Below are 16,737 nucleotides of genomic sequence, written 5' to 3' on the forward strand. Positions count from 1 at the left end.
AACATGAAAGTTTCGTAAGGTTGCGAACAAGATTCGCAAGCAGATGTCAGTTATTTGCCGTCCAGCAGACGCGAGAGTTCGGCTTTTTCGCTGTCGGTAAGTGGTTTGGGCGCCTCGCCCGCCTGCCTGCGCCCGCGAAAGGCTAAAATCAGCGCAACCGCACCGATTAAAAGGACGACGACTGGAAAGCCCCACAGAAGCACGGTACGCGCATTGAGGCGCGGCTTCAAAAGAACGAACTCGCCATAACGGTCAACGATGAAGTCCATCACCTGTTGGTCGCTATCGCCTTCCTTCAGGCGGTCACGCACGAGAATGCGAAGATCACGGGCAAGTTCGGCATTGGAATCGTCGATAGATTCGTTCTGGCAGACCATGCAGCGCAATTCGCCGGAAATCGTGCGGGCGCGCTTTTCAAGCGCCGGATCGGACAGGACTTCATCGGGATTGACCGCGAGGGCCGCCGTTCCTTGTATCGCCAGCGCAGCGCCAAGCAGGAGTGCGGCGAATGCCGACCGCTTTCTCATGCTGCGGCCTCCGCTTCTTTCGACGCGGATTTGCGACTGCGTGACGGCGCGCCGACCCGCAGACGACGATCTGCCAGGGAAAACAGTGCACCCACCATCATGACAAGGGCGCCATACCAGATGAGCGTTACGTCAGGCTTCCACCAGATACGAACCACAACTGATCCGTCACCCGGCTCATCGCCAAGCGCAACATAGACCTGGCTGAACCACAGCGTCCTGATGCCTGATTCCGTGGTTGGCATCTGGCGTGCCGGGAAGAAGCGCTTGGACGGTTCAATCTGTCCGAGAGTGCGTGCGCTGGAATCGAGCAGGGTGAAAGTGCCTCGATTTTCGGTGAAGTTCGAGCCGGTCAGCGGACGGAGGCCCTCAAAGCGAAGTGTATAATCCTGCACCTTGGCTGTATCGCCCGGACGCATGATCAGCACATTCTCCGTGCCGAACGTGGTCACGCTCACAATACCAAGCAGCGTCACGCCAAGCCCAATATGGGCGAGCGCCGTACCAAAGACCGAGCGCGGCAAACCCTTGAAGCGCGCAAATGCTTTGCTTGCGGAAACCTTGCCAATACCAGCCTTGAGAACGAGGTCCGTCACGCTGCCGAAAATCAGCCACACGGCAAGTCCGATCCCGCAGGCGGCGAGAACCGATTTCGCCGATGTACTCCACAAGACAATCCCCGCCGCCAGAAGCGAGAGCGCGAAAGCCGTCATCAACCGCTGCGACACGCCGTAAAGATCACCGCGTTTCCAGGCGAGCAACGGACCGAACGGAACTGCAAAAAGAAGCGGGATCATCAGCGGGCCGAACGTCATGTTGAAGAACGGTGCGCCAACGGAAATCTTGTCGCCGGTCATCACTTCGAGCAGCAGCGGATAAAGCGTACCGATCAGCACGGTCGCGGCAGCGGTCGTCAGGAACAGATTGTTGAAGACGAGCGCGCCTTCGCGGGAGATCGGGTGGAAGATGCCCCCCGCCGTCAGGCTCTGTACACGAAGTGCGAAAAGCGACAGCGATCCGCCAATGAAGATTGCAAGGATCGCCAGAATGAAAAGACCGCGTCCCGGATCGGTGGCGAAGCTGTGAACCGAAGTCAGAACGCCGGAACGGACAAGGAAAGTGCCGAGCAGCGATAGCGAAAAGGTGAGGATCGCAAGCAGCACGGTCCAGATTTTCAGTGCGGAGCGCTTTTCCATCACGAGAGCGGAATGGAGCAAGGCTGTACCAACCAGCCACGGCATGAACGATGCGTTCTCGACCGGGTCCCAGAACCACCAGCCGCCCCAGCCAAGCTCGTAATAAGCCCAGTAGGAACCCATCGCGATGCCGCCGGTAAGGAACATCCACGCCACGAGTGCCCACGGACGCACCCAGCGCGCCCACGCGGCATCGAGACGCCCTTCGATCAGGGCCGCCACAGCAAAGGAGAAGCATACCGAAAAACCGACATAGCCAAGATAGAGCAGCGGCGGATGGATCGCGAGGCCAATATCCTGAAGGATAGGATTGAGATCGCCGCCCTCCATCGGAGCCGGGAAAATACGGGTGAACGGGTTCGAGGTGAAGATGATGAACGCCAGAAATGCGACGCCGATCCAGCCCTGTACGGCAAGAACGTTGGCGCGGAGCGTTTCAGGCAGATTGCCGGAAAATGCAGCCACCAGCGCACTGAAGAAGGTGAGAATGAACACCCACAGCAGCATCGAACCTTCGTGATTGCCCCAGACGCCGGTGATCTTGTAAAGGAGCGGCTTTTGGGAATGCGAGTTCTCGACCACGTTCAGAACCGAGAAATCCGACACGACATAGGCATGGACAAGCACGGCCGATGCAAGGCAGATCAGCGCAAAGACTGCAATTGCCGTCGGCACGGCGACGGCCATGAGTTGCGTATCCCGACGATGCGCGCCGACCACCGGCACGATCGATTGGACAATCGACAGTGCCAGCGCCAGAACCAGAGCAAAATGGCCGATTTCGACACTCATCCGCAATCTCCATCAAGCACCCGGCCGGACCACGGGTCCGATACGAAATGCCCCAACTATTCGCTTTAAGCATTTCCAAACGCAAAACCGCTTCACACTTTTGCTGGAAATGCCATAATTTTTATTTGCCTTCCCAGACGCCCTTTTCCTTCAGGCTGTCGGCAAGGTCCTTGGGAATGTAATTCTCGTCGTGCTTCGCCAGCACATTGTCGGCGCGGAAAACACCATCGTCTCCGAAACGCCCTTCAGCGACGACGCCCTGCCCTTCGCGGAAGAGATCAGGCGGAATGCCTTCGAACACGACTTTCACAGTCTTGATCGTATCTGTCACCGTGAAACGCAGTTCACTGCCCTCACGACTGACGGACCCTTCCTCAACGAGACCACCGAGACGGAACCGCGAGCCAGAGGCCATATCCTGTTCCGTCAGGTCGGCTGGCGTACGGAAGAAGCGAATGTCCTGACTGAAGGCCATCAGCATCAGTCCGACCGCTACGGCCAGAACCACCAGTGCGCCACCGATCAGAAACAGGCGTTTGCGCTTTCTCTGGCTAACGGTCCGGGCAAAATTACCCGCCGGTTTGGTACCCCGTGCATTATCGTCTGCGGTCGCGCTCATTTTTGTGCGTTCCCTGTTTCCAGTCCAAGACCGGTTGCGAAACTCTGCAAGTTCGTCCGGCTTTCACCCTGAAGGGCTGTCATGCCGCGATTGAGAGCGTCCAGCGCTGCATCGCGACGGTTGAGGATCATATAGGAGCGCACGAGACGCTTCCAGCCTTCGACATCCCCACTATTCTGGCGAAGACTTTCATCAAGACGTTGAACCATGCCTTCGATCATCGCCTGCCGGTCTTCGGGGCTGAGAGACGAAGCGGCGTCGACATCGTCCGTTGTCGGTCCTTTCGGCTGCTGTTCGCCAACGGAAGCGGGGTTACGAAGCCGGGCGATAGCCTGTTCAATCTGACCGCGCCACGGCGCATCGGCGGGTGCCTTGTCGAGGAACGCCTGCAGGCGATTGGCGGCCATATCCATGCGACCGTCCTGCATCTCGCCCTGCGCCAGATAGAACTGCGGACGAACATCATTCGGCTCGAGATCGGCTGCTTTCTTGAAGAAACCTTCAGCCTCAGCGGTCACTGTGCCACCCGAAGCGGTTGCCAGTGCTTCACCCAATCCCAGAACGCGCGGGAAATTCTCGCCGGCAATGCGAATGGAACTGCGATATGCATTGACGGCATCAGTGGCACGACCAAGCCGCAGATAGATCGGCGCCAGCACATCCCATCCACGCACATCGCCGGGATTTTGTGCCAGATGCGCTTCGGCACGCGCCACAAGCTCGTCAACAGAGCCGCGATCCGCACTGGCCGAAAGTCGTTCGGCAAGTGGCATCGACGGCATGTCCGGCTTGCCGAAAAGCGGATAGACGCCCCAGGCGATCAACGGCACGGCGAGCACGGCCAGGAAAGCCAGCAACCGGCCTGGCGCGGCCTTGCTTGCGGCTTCCGCAGCTTCCTTGCCTGACTTTTCAGCATTCAAAATGCGACGCGAAATTTCGATGCGCGCCTGTTCGGCGCTCTGCGGGTCGATCATGCCGCGTGCAGCGTCGGCTTCGACCTCACGCAACTGATCCCGATAGACCTCAAGGTCATTCTTTTCAGCGGGCAAGAATGCCTGCTTGCGCCGCGCGAGAGGCAACAAAACAGCCAGAGTGGCTGCTAATGTCAATAGTGCTGCAATAAGCCAGAATCCCATGGCTACGACTTAAGCGCAGCCAAGGGAAAAACCAACCACTACCTTCAGTAAGTTGCTGACTAGGGCAATTCGCCGCAAAGGTAGGACGCTGGAGTTTACGTCAGCGGCGTCCAGCTACCGTCCGGATTGCGACATGCCGTTCCGCGCGCAGTCTGCTGCGATCCGCCAATGGTGAAGCTGTGCGAATACTGGCGACAGTTCTGAGAGCCCACCTGATAGGGCTGCGCCGCCGTCACATCGCCGGAGTTCGATCCGCTGCCGCTCCAGGATACGGCCTTGCCTGCCGGCGAATATTCAAGCGCACGATATTCAGCCTCCAGCGCCTTCCTGCGGTCGGCTGCATTCAACTGATTTGCGGAGTTGCCGAGCAGACCGTTGCCAAGCGGCGTCAACAGGCTTGTTTCCGGCTTCTGCGCCGTAGAACCGCCGCCCAGCGAGCCGAAACCTGTGCCCTTGCTCGTCGTCCCACAGGCCGACAATGCAAGCGCCACGGCAAGCATCGTCGAAGCAACTGAAACTGGGTGAGAAAACCTGGATACCATCATCATAACAACCGGCCTTCATAAACAATTAGCATGCACACTATATCGGCATGTGACTTTTTCAATTTAATTGTCTAGAGCGGATCCTGTTAAAATGAAATCACGGATCCACTCTATCTCTTGGTTTTTATGCATTATCCGCCGCAAAACCGCTTCGCACTTTTGCTGGAAATGCTCTAGTTGGCTTTCGGCCAAAAACAACAGTCAATCTTCCGTCTGCGGTAACACAACCCGGACACCCAATCCACCGAACGAACTCTTGCCCAGATGCAGATTGCCGCCATATTCGCGAACGGTATCCTGCACGATTGCCAGCCCGAGCCCGGTTCCCGGTTTCGTTTCATCGACGCGGCTGCCGCGCTTCAGCGCCGCTTCGATCTTGTCCGGCGCCAGACCCGGCCCGTCATCTTCTATCAGGACTTCGAACTGTCGTTGCTCCCCAGAAATAGGGGCAAGCCTGATATTGATGCGTTTGCGGCCCCATTTGCCCGCATTCTCCAGCAGGTTGCCGACGATCTCTTCCAGATCTTCCCGCTCTCCGGCAAAAACGGCGTTTGGCAGATCATTCCTGAAGGTAACGCTGAAAGCCGGATTGAGTTTCGCCGTCACGCGCTGCATGCGTTCGAGAACCGGCGTCACGGACGTGCGAAACACGACACTGTCGCGCTGCGCGGCGATGCGCGCGCGCTGCAGATAATGCTGTATCTGCACCTGCATCGCCTCGCTCTGTTCCTGCACGATGCGTCCGTGTTCGCCACCCATGCTCCGCGCTTCATTGACCAGCACGGAAAGTGGGGTTTTGAGAGAATGCGCGAGATTACCGACCTGTGTTCGCGAACGCTCGACGATGCGCCGATTATTCTCGATGAGCGCGTTCATTTCGGTGGCGAGCGGCGCGATTTCGACAGGCAGCGACGCGTCGAGCTTTGACGAGCGCCCCTCGCGAATATCAGCCAGCGCCTGACGCACCTTATCGAGCGGACGTAGACCGAACAGGATCACGGCGGCATTGATGAGAATACTACCGATACCGAAAATCGCCAGATAGGTCGCGAGGCTGGTTCTGAAATCGGATATCTCCTTCAAAACCTCGCTGAGATTGCCCATCACGCGGAAACGCGCAACACGGTTGGCACTATCCAGAACCACTTCGGTCTCTACGATAAAAAGCTCCTCGCCATTGAGGCCGGGCAAGGTGTAGCTGCGCATGAAGGAGCTGTCGAACGGTGCCTGCGTCACCGGCATTTCCGGCACGATGCGCCCAAGCAGCGACGGCGATTGCAGCTTTCCGGTGAGATTTGGCGTGACAGGATCGACAGACCAGTACCAGCCGGAGAGCGGGCTCGAATAGCGCAATTCGCCCAGTTCCGGACGCCCCTGCAAGGAACCTTCACCCGACGTGCTGACGGCACCGACCAGACTGAACAGATGGGCGGTTAGCAAGCGTTCAAAATTGCTGCGTGCCGCATCGCCATACAGTGACCCGATGAAAGTGGCGACCACCACAAGCGCCACGATGACCCAGATCGTCGAAAGCGTGACGACGCGGACCGCGAGCGAACGCAAGGGAGGAAAGACGCGAAGAATCTTCAGCTGTCGTTGCCTTTCGTTTCGCTCTCGACCTCCCCTTCGGAGCGGATGCGATAGCCCATGCCGCGCACCGTTTCGATCAGGTCCACACCCATCTTTTTGCGAAGGCGGCCGACAAAGACTTCAATCGTATTGGAATCGCGGTCGAAATCCTGATCGTAGAGATGCTCGACCAGTTCGGTACGCGAGACCACTTCGTCCATATGGTGCATCAGATAGGACAGAAGCCGGTATTCGTGCGAGGTGAGCTTGAGCGCAACGCCGTTGACACTTGCCTTCGACGTTTTCGTATCGAGATAGAGCGGCCCGCAGACAAGTTCCGACGAAGCATGACCAGCAGCACGGCGGATCAGGGCGCGTAGCCGCGCCAGCACTTCCTCGATATGGAAGGGCTTTGTCACATAATCGTCGGCACCGGCGTCGATACCGGCGACCTTGTCGCTCCAGCGGTCGCGGGCTGTGAGCATGAGAACGGGCATGGCACGCCCGCTGCGCCGCCAGCGCTCCACGACACTGATGCCGTCCATGCGCGGCAGACCGATGTCGAGCACCACGGCATCATAAGGCTCGGTATCGCCGAGATAATGCCCTTCTTCGCCGTCATAGGCGCGGTCGACCACATAACCGGCAGCAGCCATCGCTTCGGAAAGCTGCCGGTTCAGGTCCTTGTCGTCTTCAACGATCAGGATACGCAAGCGGACATTCTCCCCTCAATTCATGTATAACAACGGTTAAAGCTGTTGTTATTGAGCGGGAACAGCCACTTCAACGCGGCGCGGACGCTCGCCATCGCGGCCCGGCACAAGCACCACAACCACACACACGGGGCGGCCGTTCTGAGTCGCAGCGGTTGCCTTGGCGAGCTGGCCGCCCTGCTGGGCAGCCACCTGTTCGCCGACCGCCGCGCAATCTCCGGCGGCAGCGACGATGAGATTGGACTTCTGCGGCGCAGTTATCGGCAGGGCACCGGCATCGACCGGCAGCAAGCCAATACTAACCGCGAGAAGCGCGAAAACTTTGAGTGCAGAATTTTGTTTCATCATGCCGCCTTATATAGCGCCCTACAGCTGAACGATGCATGAACAACCATTCCTCTTCCGGGCCCAAAGGAAAATTCCGCCTCTGACTATCACGCTTTGTGAAATTATGAAATGCGTGAAGTTACACCAATACGCCCGATTATCGTAACAATTCCGGCAATTGCAGTCGCCAATTATAGCAGAACATCCGTTAAAGCGCCCTGATCGATCAAGCCGGTTACAGGATCGAGAGCACATCAGGATGAAAGAAAACCGAAACGACATCGATTAATTCATACACTCAAAAATACAGTCACGTATCTCAACCAACACCCCACTCTTCTCAGATAATCATTGCCGAAATGCGGTCGACGACGGGTCCACCTGTCCGTTCCTTGTAACAATCCAAACAAAACTGAACTGGAAGGCAATAACCGAGATCATTCCGTCTTTTCGTTTGCTCATAAGTGTCGACGTTTGACTAGTTCGCATTTATTACACCCCCATAGGCGAGAGGCACGCGATATCCGAGAAGCTGCTGTCGGGCCCCCTCGAATACCAATAAGGGCCTTTTAAAATTTCATCCATAATCAGGAATCGTCATCGCTCCCTTTTTCTTCGGGAAGCAGCCCGGGTATAGGCGCGTGTTTCAGCCGCTCGGACAAATGCTGAAAAACCCCAATCGCCGACCACGCCGCCAAGCTTGCAACCGCTGACCCTATCAACATCAATTCCGCCTGGCCAAGCAATCCGTCAAGAGCCAATACTTCGGAAACCTTGACGCCTGCCGCACCACCGAAAACCACTCCACAGATCACGCCGACCGCGAAACGGATCGCCGCGTCACGCTTTCCTCGCGGAAGGATGTAGGCGAGCGACGTGAAAGAGCCTGCCGTCGCACCGGCAATCTTGGCGAACCAGATCCACGTAACCTCCGAAGTAAATATTGTATGGTTAAGGATGGTCATGATGACTTCCTTTCGTGTTGCAGACCCAAATACGATCGAATGTCAACCGCACCATGTTTTCTCTGTTTATGAAAAACTACGCCCCAAGCGCACTGCCACAGTGAACTCCGTCCGACGTGTTTAATCGGGAATGGTGCTGCGCTTACCATGCGGCGCGAAATCATCTTTTCGTTGTCCCACGAAAAGAACACGCAACTTACCCGATACCTCTTTACGTTTATTGCGGCAAAATCTGTATCCGCATCCTTCGGCTTCAAAAGACATCCAAAGGAGTACGCGTGAACAATCACATTTTTTCGACTGTACATAAAACCTAGCAAGGCACCGTTACGCAGTCAAGGATTATTTTCCTATTAATAGACTTTTTTCCTAAACAAAAAGCCGCTTGTGTTTTAACCATTTCACATGAGCTGTTGCTTATTAATCTGCTATGATGGATGGGTAAGTTCCGCCTGTCTCCGAAACCAACCATGCCGAAGTCAGTGTTTATGCGTAAAACGGCAGAAAAAGATTCCGGAAGCGAGAAGCGCAAACCGTTCAGGGTTTCGCGCCTGATCGGGTTCGACGCATGGATCGATTCCACCCTCTACAGCCTGCGCTACTATCTCGGCGAATGGTGGGAGAACATTACCATTTTCTCACGGCGTTTTCGTGTGCGCGGTTTCCGGCGTTTTGTGGTCGAGGTTCTCGACGAAGGATTTACGCTGGGCGTGGGCGGCGCGGTTCTGATGCTCGTCCTGGCCCTGCCCGCTTTCGAGGAAACCAAGAAGGACTGGCGTGTGCAGGACGATTATGCCGTCACCTTCCTCGACCGCTATGGCAATGAAATCGGCCAGCGCGGTATTCTCCACCGTCAGGCCGTGCCGATTGATGAATTGCCGGATCACGTCATCAAGGCTGTGCTCGGCACCGAGGACCGACGCTTTTTCGACCATTACGGCATCGACTTCTGGGGGCTGACCCGCGCGTTCAGCCAGAACATGCGCGCCAATGGCGTCGTTCAGGGCGGCTCCACCATCACGCAGCAGCTTGCCAAGAACCTTTTCCTGTCCAACGAGCGCACCATCGAACGCAAGATCAAGGAAGCCTTCCTCGCGCTCTGGCTGGAAAGCAATCTCAGCAAGAAGGAAATCCTGCAGTTTTATCTCGACCGTGCCTATATGGGCGGCGGAACTTTCGGCATCGCCGCTGCTTCGGAATTCTATTTCGGCAAGAACGTCAAGGATGTCTCGCTGGCGGAAGCCGCGATGCTGGCCGGTCTATTCAAGGCGCCCGCCAAGTTCGCGCCGCATGTCAATCTGCCCGCCGCCCGTGCACGCGCCAATGTCGTGCTGTCCAATATGGTTGAAAGCGGCTTTCTGAGCGAGGGACAGGTGACCGTTGCACGCCGTCACCCAGCAAGCGTCATCGACCGCGCCAAGAACGAGAGCCCCGACTACTTCCTCGACTGGGCATTTGAAGAGGTGAAGAAGATCGCCGCCAATATTCCGCAGCACACATTGATCGTGCGCACAACGCTTGACCGTAGCCTGCAGAAGGCGGCGGAGGAATCGCTCGAATATCACCTGCGCCAGTTCGGCAAGGATTATAATGTTTCGGAAGCGGCAACCGTCGTTATCGCCAATGACGGGTCCGTCCGCGCACTGGTCGGCGGGCGGGACTATGGCGAAAGCCAGTTCAACCGCGCCACCAAGGCATTGCGGCAGGCCGGATCTTCCTTCAAGCCCTATGTCTATGCAGCGGCGATGGAAAAGGGACTGACGCCGAGCACCATCGTTTCAGATGCTCCAATTAGCTGGGGCAACTGGTCACCGCGCAATTATGGCCGCAGCTTTGCCGGTCGCGTGGACCTGACGACGGCGCTTGTCCGCTCGTTGAACAGCGTACCGGTGCGACTGGCGCGCGATTATCTGACCACAGCTCCAATTGTTGCCCTGACCAAGGCGATGGGCGTGGAATCGCCGATCTCGTCACACAAGACCATGGTGCTCGGCACATCGGAAATGACGGTGATGGATCAGGCCACCGGCTTCAACGTGTTTCCAAATGCGGGCATGGCCGGCAACCGTCACGCCTTCACACAGATCGTTTCGTCGGAAGGCAAGGTGCTGTGGGATTTCGGGCGCGATGCCCCGAAGCCGCACAGGGCACTGTCGGAGAAAGCTGCACTCGAAATGAATTCCATGCTGGTGCAAGTGCCTGAACGCGGCACCGGACGCCGCGCGGCATTGCCGATGACGCGAGTGGGCGGCAAAACCGGCACAACGCAGAATTATCGCGATGCGTGGTTCGTCGGCTTTACCGGAAATTTCACGGCGGCGGTCTGGTTCGGCAACGACAATTTCACCCCGATGAAGGAAATGACCGGCGGCGTTCTGCCTGCCATGGCCTGGCAACGCATGATGGCCTATGCGCATCAGAACATCGAACTGAAGGCCATACCGGGTGTGACCCCGCCATTCCCCGCGCCGCCCAAGAAGAGCGTGCCGCAAGTGGCGAATGCGAAGCCGGAAGAAACCATGGCTGCGCCGCCGCGCGTACTGTCTCCTCTATCGACAAACGTTATCAGGGAACTGCATGACCGCTTCCTTGCGGCCCCGCCTCTGCCTAAGATCGCCGAGCGCACGAAAATATCGGTACTCTGAGGGGCGATGTTCAAGAGGATATTCAACACGGCGATTGTGCTTGTGCTGGCGCTGGGCGGCGGCATCTGGAGCGTTGACAAGGTTCTTGACCGGTTTGAAGGTTTCGGTGAGCTCAAAGTAGGGATCTGGAGCGCCTATCCGGCGGCTGGCACGCCCGATGCCGACCCCTATTCCAAGGCCCGCGCTGCCCGCAAAGCCTATCTGGCGCTTGGAATGGCGGAAGGTCTTCCATTCTATGCGCGCAGCGACAATAGCGGGCGCACCCTTCGGCGTGGCTGCACTTACCGCCTGAGCGGCACGACACCGCCTGCCCGCTTCTGGACCGTCTATCCCGCTACACCTGATCTGGAACCGATCAAGCCGCGTGAAGGATTGCAGGAAGCGCTGCATTCCCGCGAAGTCCTGTACGACGATGACGGCAGCGTCACGATCACCATTGGCCCCGATGCAGCGCCCGGCAATTGGCTGCCCGTCGAAGGCAGCGGCGATTTCATTCTTGTCATGACGCTTTACGACACGCCTGCGTCTTCATCTTCCGGTCTCTCTGATCTGGTGATGCCAGGCCTCGCCCGTATCGCGGGTGCAAACAAGGGGGCGTGCAGTGGCTAGAATTTTGCGCCTCGTTCTCCTCGGCATCGTGGGCGCTGCGATTGTTCATATCGCGGTTCTCTTCCTCGTCCCCTTTTATTCAGACAAAAATGCGTGGTCGCGGATCGAAGCTGGAAGCGAGCCATATCGTTTCCACAGGCTGGACGAAAAGACCGGTCCGGTCAGCGACAATGACCCGTTGGTGCAGCAAGCCACTTGCCGCTTCGATCTTGCCGACGGGCCTGTGCATATTACAACCGGGGCGAATGTGCCCTATTGGTCGCTCTCTATCTATGCGCCCAACGGGGACAATCTCTACAGCCTCAACGACAGCGTTTCCAACGAACGCAAGCTCGATCTGGTCCTTGCCGACCCCATCGGCATGGCAAGTCTGCGCTCGGATGGTTCGCAGGCGGATGCGCGTTCAATCCTGATCGAGCAGAATATCGGAGAAGGTGCCGCTGTGCTGCGCGTATTCGTGCCTGATGCAACGTGGAACACGGAAGTGCAGCACTTCTTTGCGGAGGCGCAATGCGCGCCGTTTGAAGGGCTCTAAAACCCCAACCAAATGCTGTTTCTTTATGGCACGGTTAATAAGTTGCTAAGGCTTCAAAGCTACTATCCCGAATACCGACCCAAGCGGGGTGCATTTGCGCATCAACCGGCTGCCGCCTGATGCGTGATCTGCAATTTGGGGCGGGTGAGTTGTGTGCCTACCGGAGTATTCTGCGTGACAAATGAACAGTTCCGCGCCCTGGAGGATATTTCAGGCCACCGGAGCCCGTCGAATTCAAAAGCGGAGAGCAGCAAGGCGGACGACCTTCTGGCCGCCGCGATTTCGGCGTTTGCGGGTATCACGCGCCCCGGACGGCAGGATATGCAGCAGCTTGAAGATCTTGCCATGCCGCTTCTCCAATGCGCTTCCACCCGCGGCAAGCGCCATGCGGCCAATGCGCTGGCACAATTGGAGGACGCGCCGCGTCGTCTCATTCTGGCACTGGCCGACGAACCCGTCGAAATCTCCGCACCTATTTTGCTGCGCTCTCCCCTTCTACGCCCTTCCGACCTCATCGAAATCATCGGCAAGAACGGTCTTGCCCATGCGCGCGCCATTGCACGGCGCCAGTCCGGTGACATTCTTCTGCAAGGCGTGCTGCGCAGTTTCGCCGACCCAGTCATCGACCGCACGCTGACGCTTCAGGAAAACCTCGCCAATATCGAGGCCGAGCCGCTCGAAAGGCCGGATGTCCCCGATCTTTCTGCGGCCAGAGCTCCGCTGATGAAAGAAGATAGCTCCGAACGACTGGCGCGCGCGCTGCAACAGCCTTTCTTCGAGGCAGGCGCGACCACCGGCTCGCAGCATCTCATCGATACCGCGCTTCTGATCGACAGTCAGTTTTTCCGCAATGCGCTGGCCGATGCGCTCGACCTGTCGTTTGAACGGTCCGATGCAATCATCGGGCAATGGCCGGATTCGCACCTGCCGATTGCACTCAAGGCGCTCGGATTGTCACCTGCTGAATGCTATCTCGTCATGACGGCCATTCTGGGTCCTATCGACACCAACCGCGATAGCCTGCGTGAGTTTGTGCATATTTATCGCTCCATCGACCGCGAAAAAGCGATGGCGCTCGTGCGGCGCTGGAAGGCGGACGACATGTCTGCCATGCTGCGCGGAAAACTGCGTGAAATGGCTGAATCCGAAGACGACACGCCGCTCGTGGATGCTGCCAATTCTGATCATCCGTCGCTTCAGCGATCAGTAAAATAGCCTCGCCAGTTTATATCGCTTCTCCGTCCTGCGAAATCGAGAACAGTGCCGATGCATCGGCAACATCTTCCAGCTCGACCAGCCACAGGTCGGGATCGAAGCGGGTTTCGCGCGCCATACGGTCGCCTGCTGCCATGTCATCGGCGTCGTGAAGAATGCGCAGAAACATGCGCTCTCCGTCATTATCCTCTTCATAAGAGGTTTGTGGCGCAGGCGAATACAGGTCGCATGTGCCGAAGCGCGAGCTTACCTTGATGAAGATTGCGCCCGCCTCCGGTGAACCGCGACGGGCGAGATAGGCAAAACCGCCCTCGCCCTGCACCTTGCGGATCAATGCCGAAACCCAGAAATCGGATGTCAGGCGCATCGGGAGTCCATCAGCTTATCAGGCCGATCTCGCGCATCTTGGCGATCAGCGTTGCATCGATTTCGCCGGTTACCGGCATGCTGAACAGCTTTTGAAATTCGCGCACCGCTTCCTGTGTCGTCTTGCCGGATTGTCCGTTCACCGGCACGGTGTCGTTGCCGAATGCCTTCAACCCGGCCTGCACGCGGATAATATCCTGCGAACTGACTTTCCCCGATTGTACGGCGGGCGTTGCTGCCATCTGCTTTTTCGGTGCCGGTTTTTCATAAGATACGAAAGCGGGTTTTGGCTTGGAATCCGTCTCCGTCTTCAAGACAGCAGGCTGCGGACGCGGCGTTGGAACTGCTACCTCGATGGCTTTTGCTACATCGTCCTGAGCCGGGGCACTGTTTTGGGCATCGGCCTGCAACTGCGCGGGAATGTTTGCTTCCTGCACGCCGAGCTTCTGTTGCAAGGCGCGCCAGCGTTCTACCGCTTCGCGCGTCTGCGGCCCGGTGAAACCATCCACCGGTCCCTTGTAAATTCCAAGTGTCGAAAGTCGCTGCTGCAAACGTGCGATTTCCAGATCGGCATTGGGCGCAAGTGCCGGCAGCATGTCATCAACCGATGCGCTCATGTTCAGCCGATCCGCCGACAGGCTAGCTGCTTCCAGCGGCTGGGCAGTCTCAGTGTTTGCGGAGCTTGCGGGTTCGGCTGAGGCGGTCGCGGTCGGTTTCGGGGCGTTATCACTTGCTGATGCCGTGCCCGGCAGGACTGCACGCGGCGTCGGCTTGAACACGAAATCTGGTCTGGTGCGGAAGAACACGGCGTTGTGCGCTTCCGGCTGATACCAGAGCGCATTGGCCGAGACGAAACTCAACACAACCAGAAACGCAGTTGCCCCGCCGGTCAGGACGGGGTTGCGCACGATGAAATCTCCGGCGGCAATCGCCAGCGCGGAAGCCGATGTGAAGAAGAAGTGGAGGAGCCGCGAGCCGAGACTACGCCGTTTTGCGGGTTTGCGCATCTTTCTGCTCCCGGATTTGGCTGTTGTCTTCGTCGTTCTGCCAGTCATTACGCCTTTCCCCCTGGTGACGATGCATGTCGATCACCGTGCCAAGTTCCTGATATTCGTCGTCCCCCATGAAAAACTGCGGGCCTGCCACCGGAAGGCGGATCGTGACGATCGTGCCTTCGCCAGGGCAGCTCTTGAGTTGCATGCTCCCCTGATGCAGTTCCACCAGCCCCTTGACCACCGAAAGTCCGAGGCCACTCCCTTCCTGCGTGCGCGTATAGTTATTGTCGGCGCGCACGAATGGCGTTCCGATGCGCTGCATATCTTCCGGCTCGATGCCGATGCCCGTATCCGACACGCTGATTTCCAGCATCGGACGGCCTTCAGCCATAACGCGGGTTGCATCAATGGTGACGCAGCCGCCGCTTTGCGTAAACTTCACCGCATTACCGGCAAGATTGAGAAGAATTTGCTGGACGGCGCGACGATCCGCTACCAGTTCACCAATGCCTGTGCCGACGCGATGGCAGAAGGCAACGCCTTTCTTTTCAGCCTGTGGCAGCATGACGGCGGTGCACATTTCAGCCGCTTCACGGAAAGCGAAGTTCTGCGGGTCGATGCTGTAATTACCCGTTTCCAGACGCGAATTGTCCAGAACGGCATTCACGAGTTCCAGCAGATAATGGCCGGACTGATGAATGAGGCCTGCATATTCGCGCTGCTTCTCATTGGCCAGCTTGCCACCCATTTCGTGCGACAGCATATCGGAAAAGCCGATGATCGAATTGAGCGGCGTGCGCAGCTCGTGGCTGACGGCTGCAAGCAGACGGCCTTTTCCGATGCGCTCTGATTCCAGCTCGGCTTTCAGCGTTGCAATTTCATCCAGAAGCTTCTGTTCGCCTTCGAGCGAGCGGCCAATCAACGTGATGGCGTGAGCGCTTGCGACACCTTCGAGACGATAAGTGCGGAAGATCGTATCGCCGTTTTCGATGGAACGCAGACGCACATCAATCTTGCTGGAAGCGGAACCGGCGCGAAGATCGGCCAGGAGCGAAAGATATTGCACACGGTCAGCCACATGAACGCGGTCGATAAGCGCCGTGCCTTCCAGCATTTTGGGCTGTACGCCCAAAAGCTTTGCCGAATTCGTATCGACCGAGAATACCACGCCATCCGAATCAAGACCGAACTGCACGTCGCCTGCGGCAACAGCAACTTGCGGCGCGTTGATCCTGATCTGCGCGGGCCTGGCGGCGCTCGCGAAACCGCGCGCAACAAGGCTTGCTGCATAAAGCATGAGAACAGCGACGGACACATAGCTGCCGCCGGAAATGGTACCACCGCTTGCCGTCGCAAAATAGCCGAGAATCATGGCCGCCAATGCGGCGCCCGCTGCTGCGGCAGCAGGCTTGCGGGTCGCAAACCAGACTTCAAGCGGCAGACCCGCCACCATCAACCACAGGACCGCATTGCCATGAGAAAAAGCGCCAATGGCAGCCAGACCCGCGCCATAGGCAGCGAAGTTCAGGCCAACCAGAACAGGTGCGGCGACACCCATCAGCGACAGCGCGCAAAGGATCATGGCGATGCCTGCAAAACTTGCTGCAAGAATCGCAAATTCCGTAAAGCCCGGCGTTACGCCAGAGGCGAGTACGGCCGCACAAAGCAGGACCGGCGCGGTGATGACCGAACCGATAACACGTATGGAGGCCGCATCGGGACTGGATACCCAGCGGCGGCAGAAACGTTCGTAAAAACGGCTGATCGCCTGCACATTCGTGCGGACGGTCTCGGCTGTTTTCAAAAGAATGGCGTTCAACGTGCCGTACTCACTCAATACTCTTGCATGGTCTAAACCGGAAAACCGTTCGCCGTGACGACGCTCTCCCAGCCAGCAACAGATTGCAGCCGAGGCTTTAAAGAAACGATAAAGCGAGACCGCCCAAAGCGGATAAGTGACGCCTCGGGTCTGCTTTTCTGCCT

The 16,737-nt window shown here is 57.7% G+C and carries 16 protein-coding genes; 4 read left to right on the top strand and 12 right to left on the bottom strand.

Annotated elements, in window-relative coordinates:
- Nucleotides 1-50 precede the first annotated feature (50 nt).
- The 9 genes from HWX93_RS12665 to HWX93_RS12705 form a co-directional block, all read right to left on the bottom strand.
- Nucleotides 51-527 (bottom strand): cytochrome c-type biogenesis protein, encoded by a 477-nt coding sequence (locus tag HWX93_RS12665; protein WP_151557856.1) that lies wholly within the window; start codon nt 525-527, stop codon nt 51-53.
- Complete coding sequence (locus HWX93_RS12670) at nt 524-2,515, bottom strand: heme lyase CcmF/NrfE family subunit (protein ID WP_176037528.1); 1,992 nt, start codon at nt 2,513-2,515, stop codon at nt 524-526. The genes HWX93_RS12665 and HWX93_RS12670 overlap by 4 nt, the downstream gene beginning before the upstream one ends.
- Nucleotides 2,516-2,636: 121 nt before the next feature.
- Nucleotides 2,637-3,134, bottom strand: coding sequence for a cytochrome c maturation protein CcmE (ccmE, locus tag HWX93_RS12675; RefSeq protein WP_176037529.1), 498 nt, complete (start codon nt 3,132-3,134; stop codon nt 2,637-2,639).
- Complete coding sequence (ccmI, locus tag HWX93_RS12680; RefSeq protein ID WP_176037530.1) at nt 3,131-4,270, bottom strand: c-type cytochrome biogenesis protein CcmI; 1,140 nt, start codon at nt 4,268-4,270, stop codon at nt 3,131-3,133. Before ccmI ends, ccmE begins: the two co-directional genes overlap by 4 nt.
- Nucleotides 4,271-4,365: 95 nt before the next feature.
- Nucleotides 4,366-4,818 (bottom strand): hypothetical protein, encoded by a 453-nt coding sequence (locus HWX93_RS12685; RefSeq protein ID WP_176037531.1) that lies wholly within the window; start codon nt 4,816-4,818, stop codon nt 4,366-4,368.
- Between the two features lie 198 nt (nt 4,819-5,016).
- Nucleotides 5,017-6,327 (bottom strand): ATP-binding protein, encoded by a 1,311-nt coding sequence (locus HWX93_RS12690; RefSeq protein ID WP_176037566.1) that lies wholly within the window; start codon nt 6,325-6,327, stop codon nt 5,017-5,019.
- A gap of 74 nt (nt 6,328-6,401) precedes the next feature.
- Complete coding sequence (locus tag HWX93_RS12695) at nt 6,402-7,097, bottom strand: response regulator transcription factor (protein ID WP_176037532.1); 696 nt, start codon at nt 7,095-7,097, stop codon at nt 6,402-6,404.
- Nucleotides 7,098-7,145: 48 nt separating this feature from the next.
- Nucleotides 7,146-7,442, bottom strand: a complete 297-nt coding sequence (locus HWX93_RS12700; protein ID WP_061347242.1) for a hypothetical protein — start codon at nt 7,440-7,442, stop codon at nt 7,146-7,148.
- A gap of 569 nt (nt 7,443-8,011) precedes the next feature.
- On the bottom strand, nt 8,012-8,389 hold the full coding sequence (locus HWX93_RS12705; RefSeq protein ID WP_176037533.1) for a DUF6107 family protein: 378 nt from the start codon (nt 8,387-8,389) through the stop codon (nt 8,012-8,014).
- Nucleotides 8,390-8,859: 470 nt separating this feature from the next.
- On the opposite strand from HWX93_RS12705, the gene HWX93_RS12710 reads away from it, so the two are divergent.
- From HWX93_RS12710 to HWX93_RS12725, 4 genes are all read left to right on the top strand, one after another.
- On the top strand, nt 8,860-11,034 hold the full coding sequence (locus HWX93_RS12710) for a penicillin-binding protein 1A (RefSeq protein ID WP_176037534.1): 2,175 nt from the start codon (nt 8,860-8,862) through the stop codon (nt 11,032-11,034).
- 6 nt (nt 11,035-11,040) lie between these two features.
- On the top strand, nt 11,041-11,643 hold the full coding sequence (locus tag HWX93_RS12715) for a DUF1214 domain-containing protein (protein ID WP_176037535.1): 603 nt from the start codon (nt 11,041-11,043) through the stop codon (nt 11,641-11,643).
- Nucleotides 11,636-12,178 carry a hypothetical protein gene (locus HWX93_RS12720; protein ID WP_176037536.1) on the top strand — a complete coding sequence of 181 codons (543 nt, stop codon included), beginning with the start codon at nt 11,636-11,638 and terminating at the stop codon, nt 12,176-12,178. Before HWX93_RS12715 ends, HWX93_RS12720 begins: the two co-directional genes overlap by 8 nt.
- Nucleotides 12,179-12,352: 174 nt before the next feature.
- Nucleotides 12,353-13,393 (top strand): DUF2336 domain-containing protein, encoded by a 1,041-nt coding sequence (locus tag HWX93_RS12725; protein ID WP_176037537.1) that lies wholly within the window; start codon nt 12,353-12,355, stop codon nt 13,391-13,393.
- A gap of 10 nt (nt 13,394-13,403) precedes the next feature.
- On the opposite strand, the gene HWX93_RS12730 is transcribed toward HWX93_RS12725, so the two are convergent.
- Genes HWX93_RS12730 through HWX93_RS12740 form a run of 3 tightly spaced genes read right to left on the bottom strand, consistent with a single transcriptional unit; the run spans nt 13,404 to nt 16,573 of the window.
- The gene (locus HWX93_RS12730; RefSeq protein WP_176037538.1) at nt 13,404-13,760 is read right to left on the bottom strand and encodes a DUF1491 family protein; all 357 of its coding nucleotides are present in this window, start codon (nt 13,758-13,760) and stop codon (nt 13,404-13,406) included.
- A 10-nt stretch (nt 13,761-13,770) separates the two neighbouring features.
- Nucleotides 13,771-14,766, bottom strand: coding sequence for a peptidoglycan-binding protein (locus HWX93_RS12735; protein ID WP_176037539.1), 996 nt, complete (start codon nt 14,764-14,766; stop codon nt 13,771-13,773).
- Nucleotides 14,741-16,573, bottom strand: a complete 1,833-nt coding sequence (locus tag HWX93_RS12740) for a sensor histidine kinase (RefSeq protein WP_176037567.1) — start codon at nt 16,571-16,573, stop codon at nt 14,741-14,743. The genes HWX93_RS12735 and HWX93_RS12740 overlap by 26 nt, the downstream gene beginning before the upstream one ends.
- Nucleotides 16,574-16,737: the final 164 nt, after the last annotated feature.

It is taken from the genome of Brucella tritici, assembly GCF_902825325.1.
GTDB lineage: Bacteria > Pseudomonadota > Alphaproteobacteria > Rhizobiales > Rhizobiaceae > Brucella.

Bases quoted from the DNA above. Each gene is read 5' to 3' on its own strand.
- HWX93_RS12710 (WP_176037534.1), top strand. From the start codon at position 8,860: ATGCCGAAGTCAGTGTTTATGCGTAAAACGGCAGAAAAAGATTCCGGA.
- ccmI (WP_176037530.1), bottom strand. From the start codon at position 4,270: ATGGGATTCTGGCTTATTGCAGCACTATTGACATTAGCAGCCACTCTG.
- HWX93_RS12685 (WP_176037531.1), bottom strand. From the start codon at position 4,818: ATGATGATGGTATCCAGGTTTTCTCACCCAGTTTCAGTTGCTTCGACG.
- HWX93_RS12705 (WP_176037533.1), bottom strand. From the start codon at position 8,389: ATGACCATCCTTAACCATACAATATTTACTTCGGAGGTTACGTGGATC.
- HWX93_RS12715 (WP_176037535.1), top strand. From the start codon at position 11,041: ATGTTCAAGAGGATATTCAACACGGCGATTGTGCTTGTGCTGGCGCTG.
- HWX93_RS12670 (WP_176037528.1), bottom strand. From the start codon at position 2,515: ATGAGTGTCGAAATCGGCCATTTTGCTCTGGTTCTGGCGCTGGCACTG.
- HWX93_RS12700 (WP_061347242.1), bottom strand. From the start codon at position 7,442: ATGAAACAAAATTCTGCACTCAAAGTTTTCGCGCTTCTCGCGGTTAGT.
- HWX93_RS12735 (WP_176037539.1), bottom strand. From the start codon at position 14,766: ATGCGCAAACCCGCAAAACGGCGTAGTCTCGGCTCGCGGCTCCTCCAC.
- ccmE (WP_176037529.1), bottom strand. From the start codon at position 3,134: ATGAGCGCGACCGCAGACGATAATGCACGGGGTACCAAACCGGCGGGT.
- HWX93_RS12665 (WP_151557856.1), bottom strand. From the start codon at position 527: ATGAGAAAGCGGTCGGCATTCGCCGCACTCCTGCTTGGCGCTGCGCTG.
- HWX93_RS12730 (WP_176037538.1), bottom strand. From the start codon at position 13,760: ATGCGCCTGACATCCGATTTCTGGGTTTCGGCATTGATCCGCAAGGTG.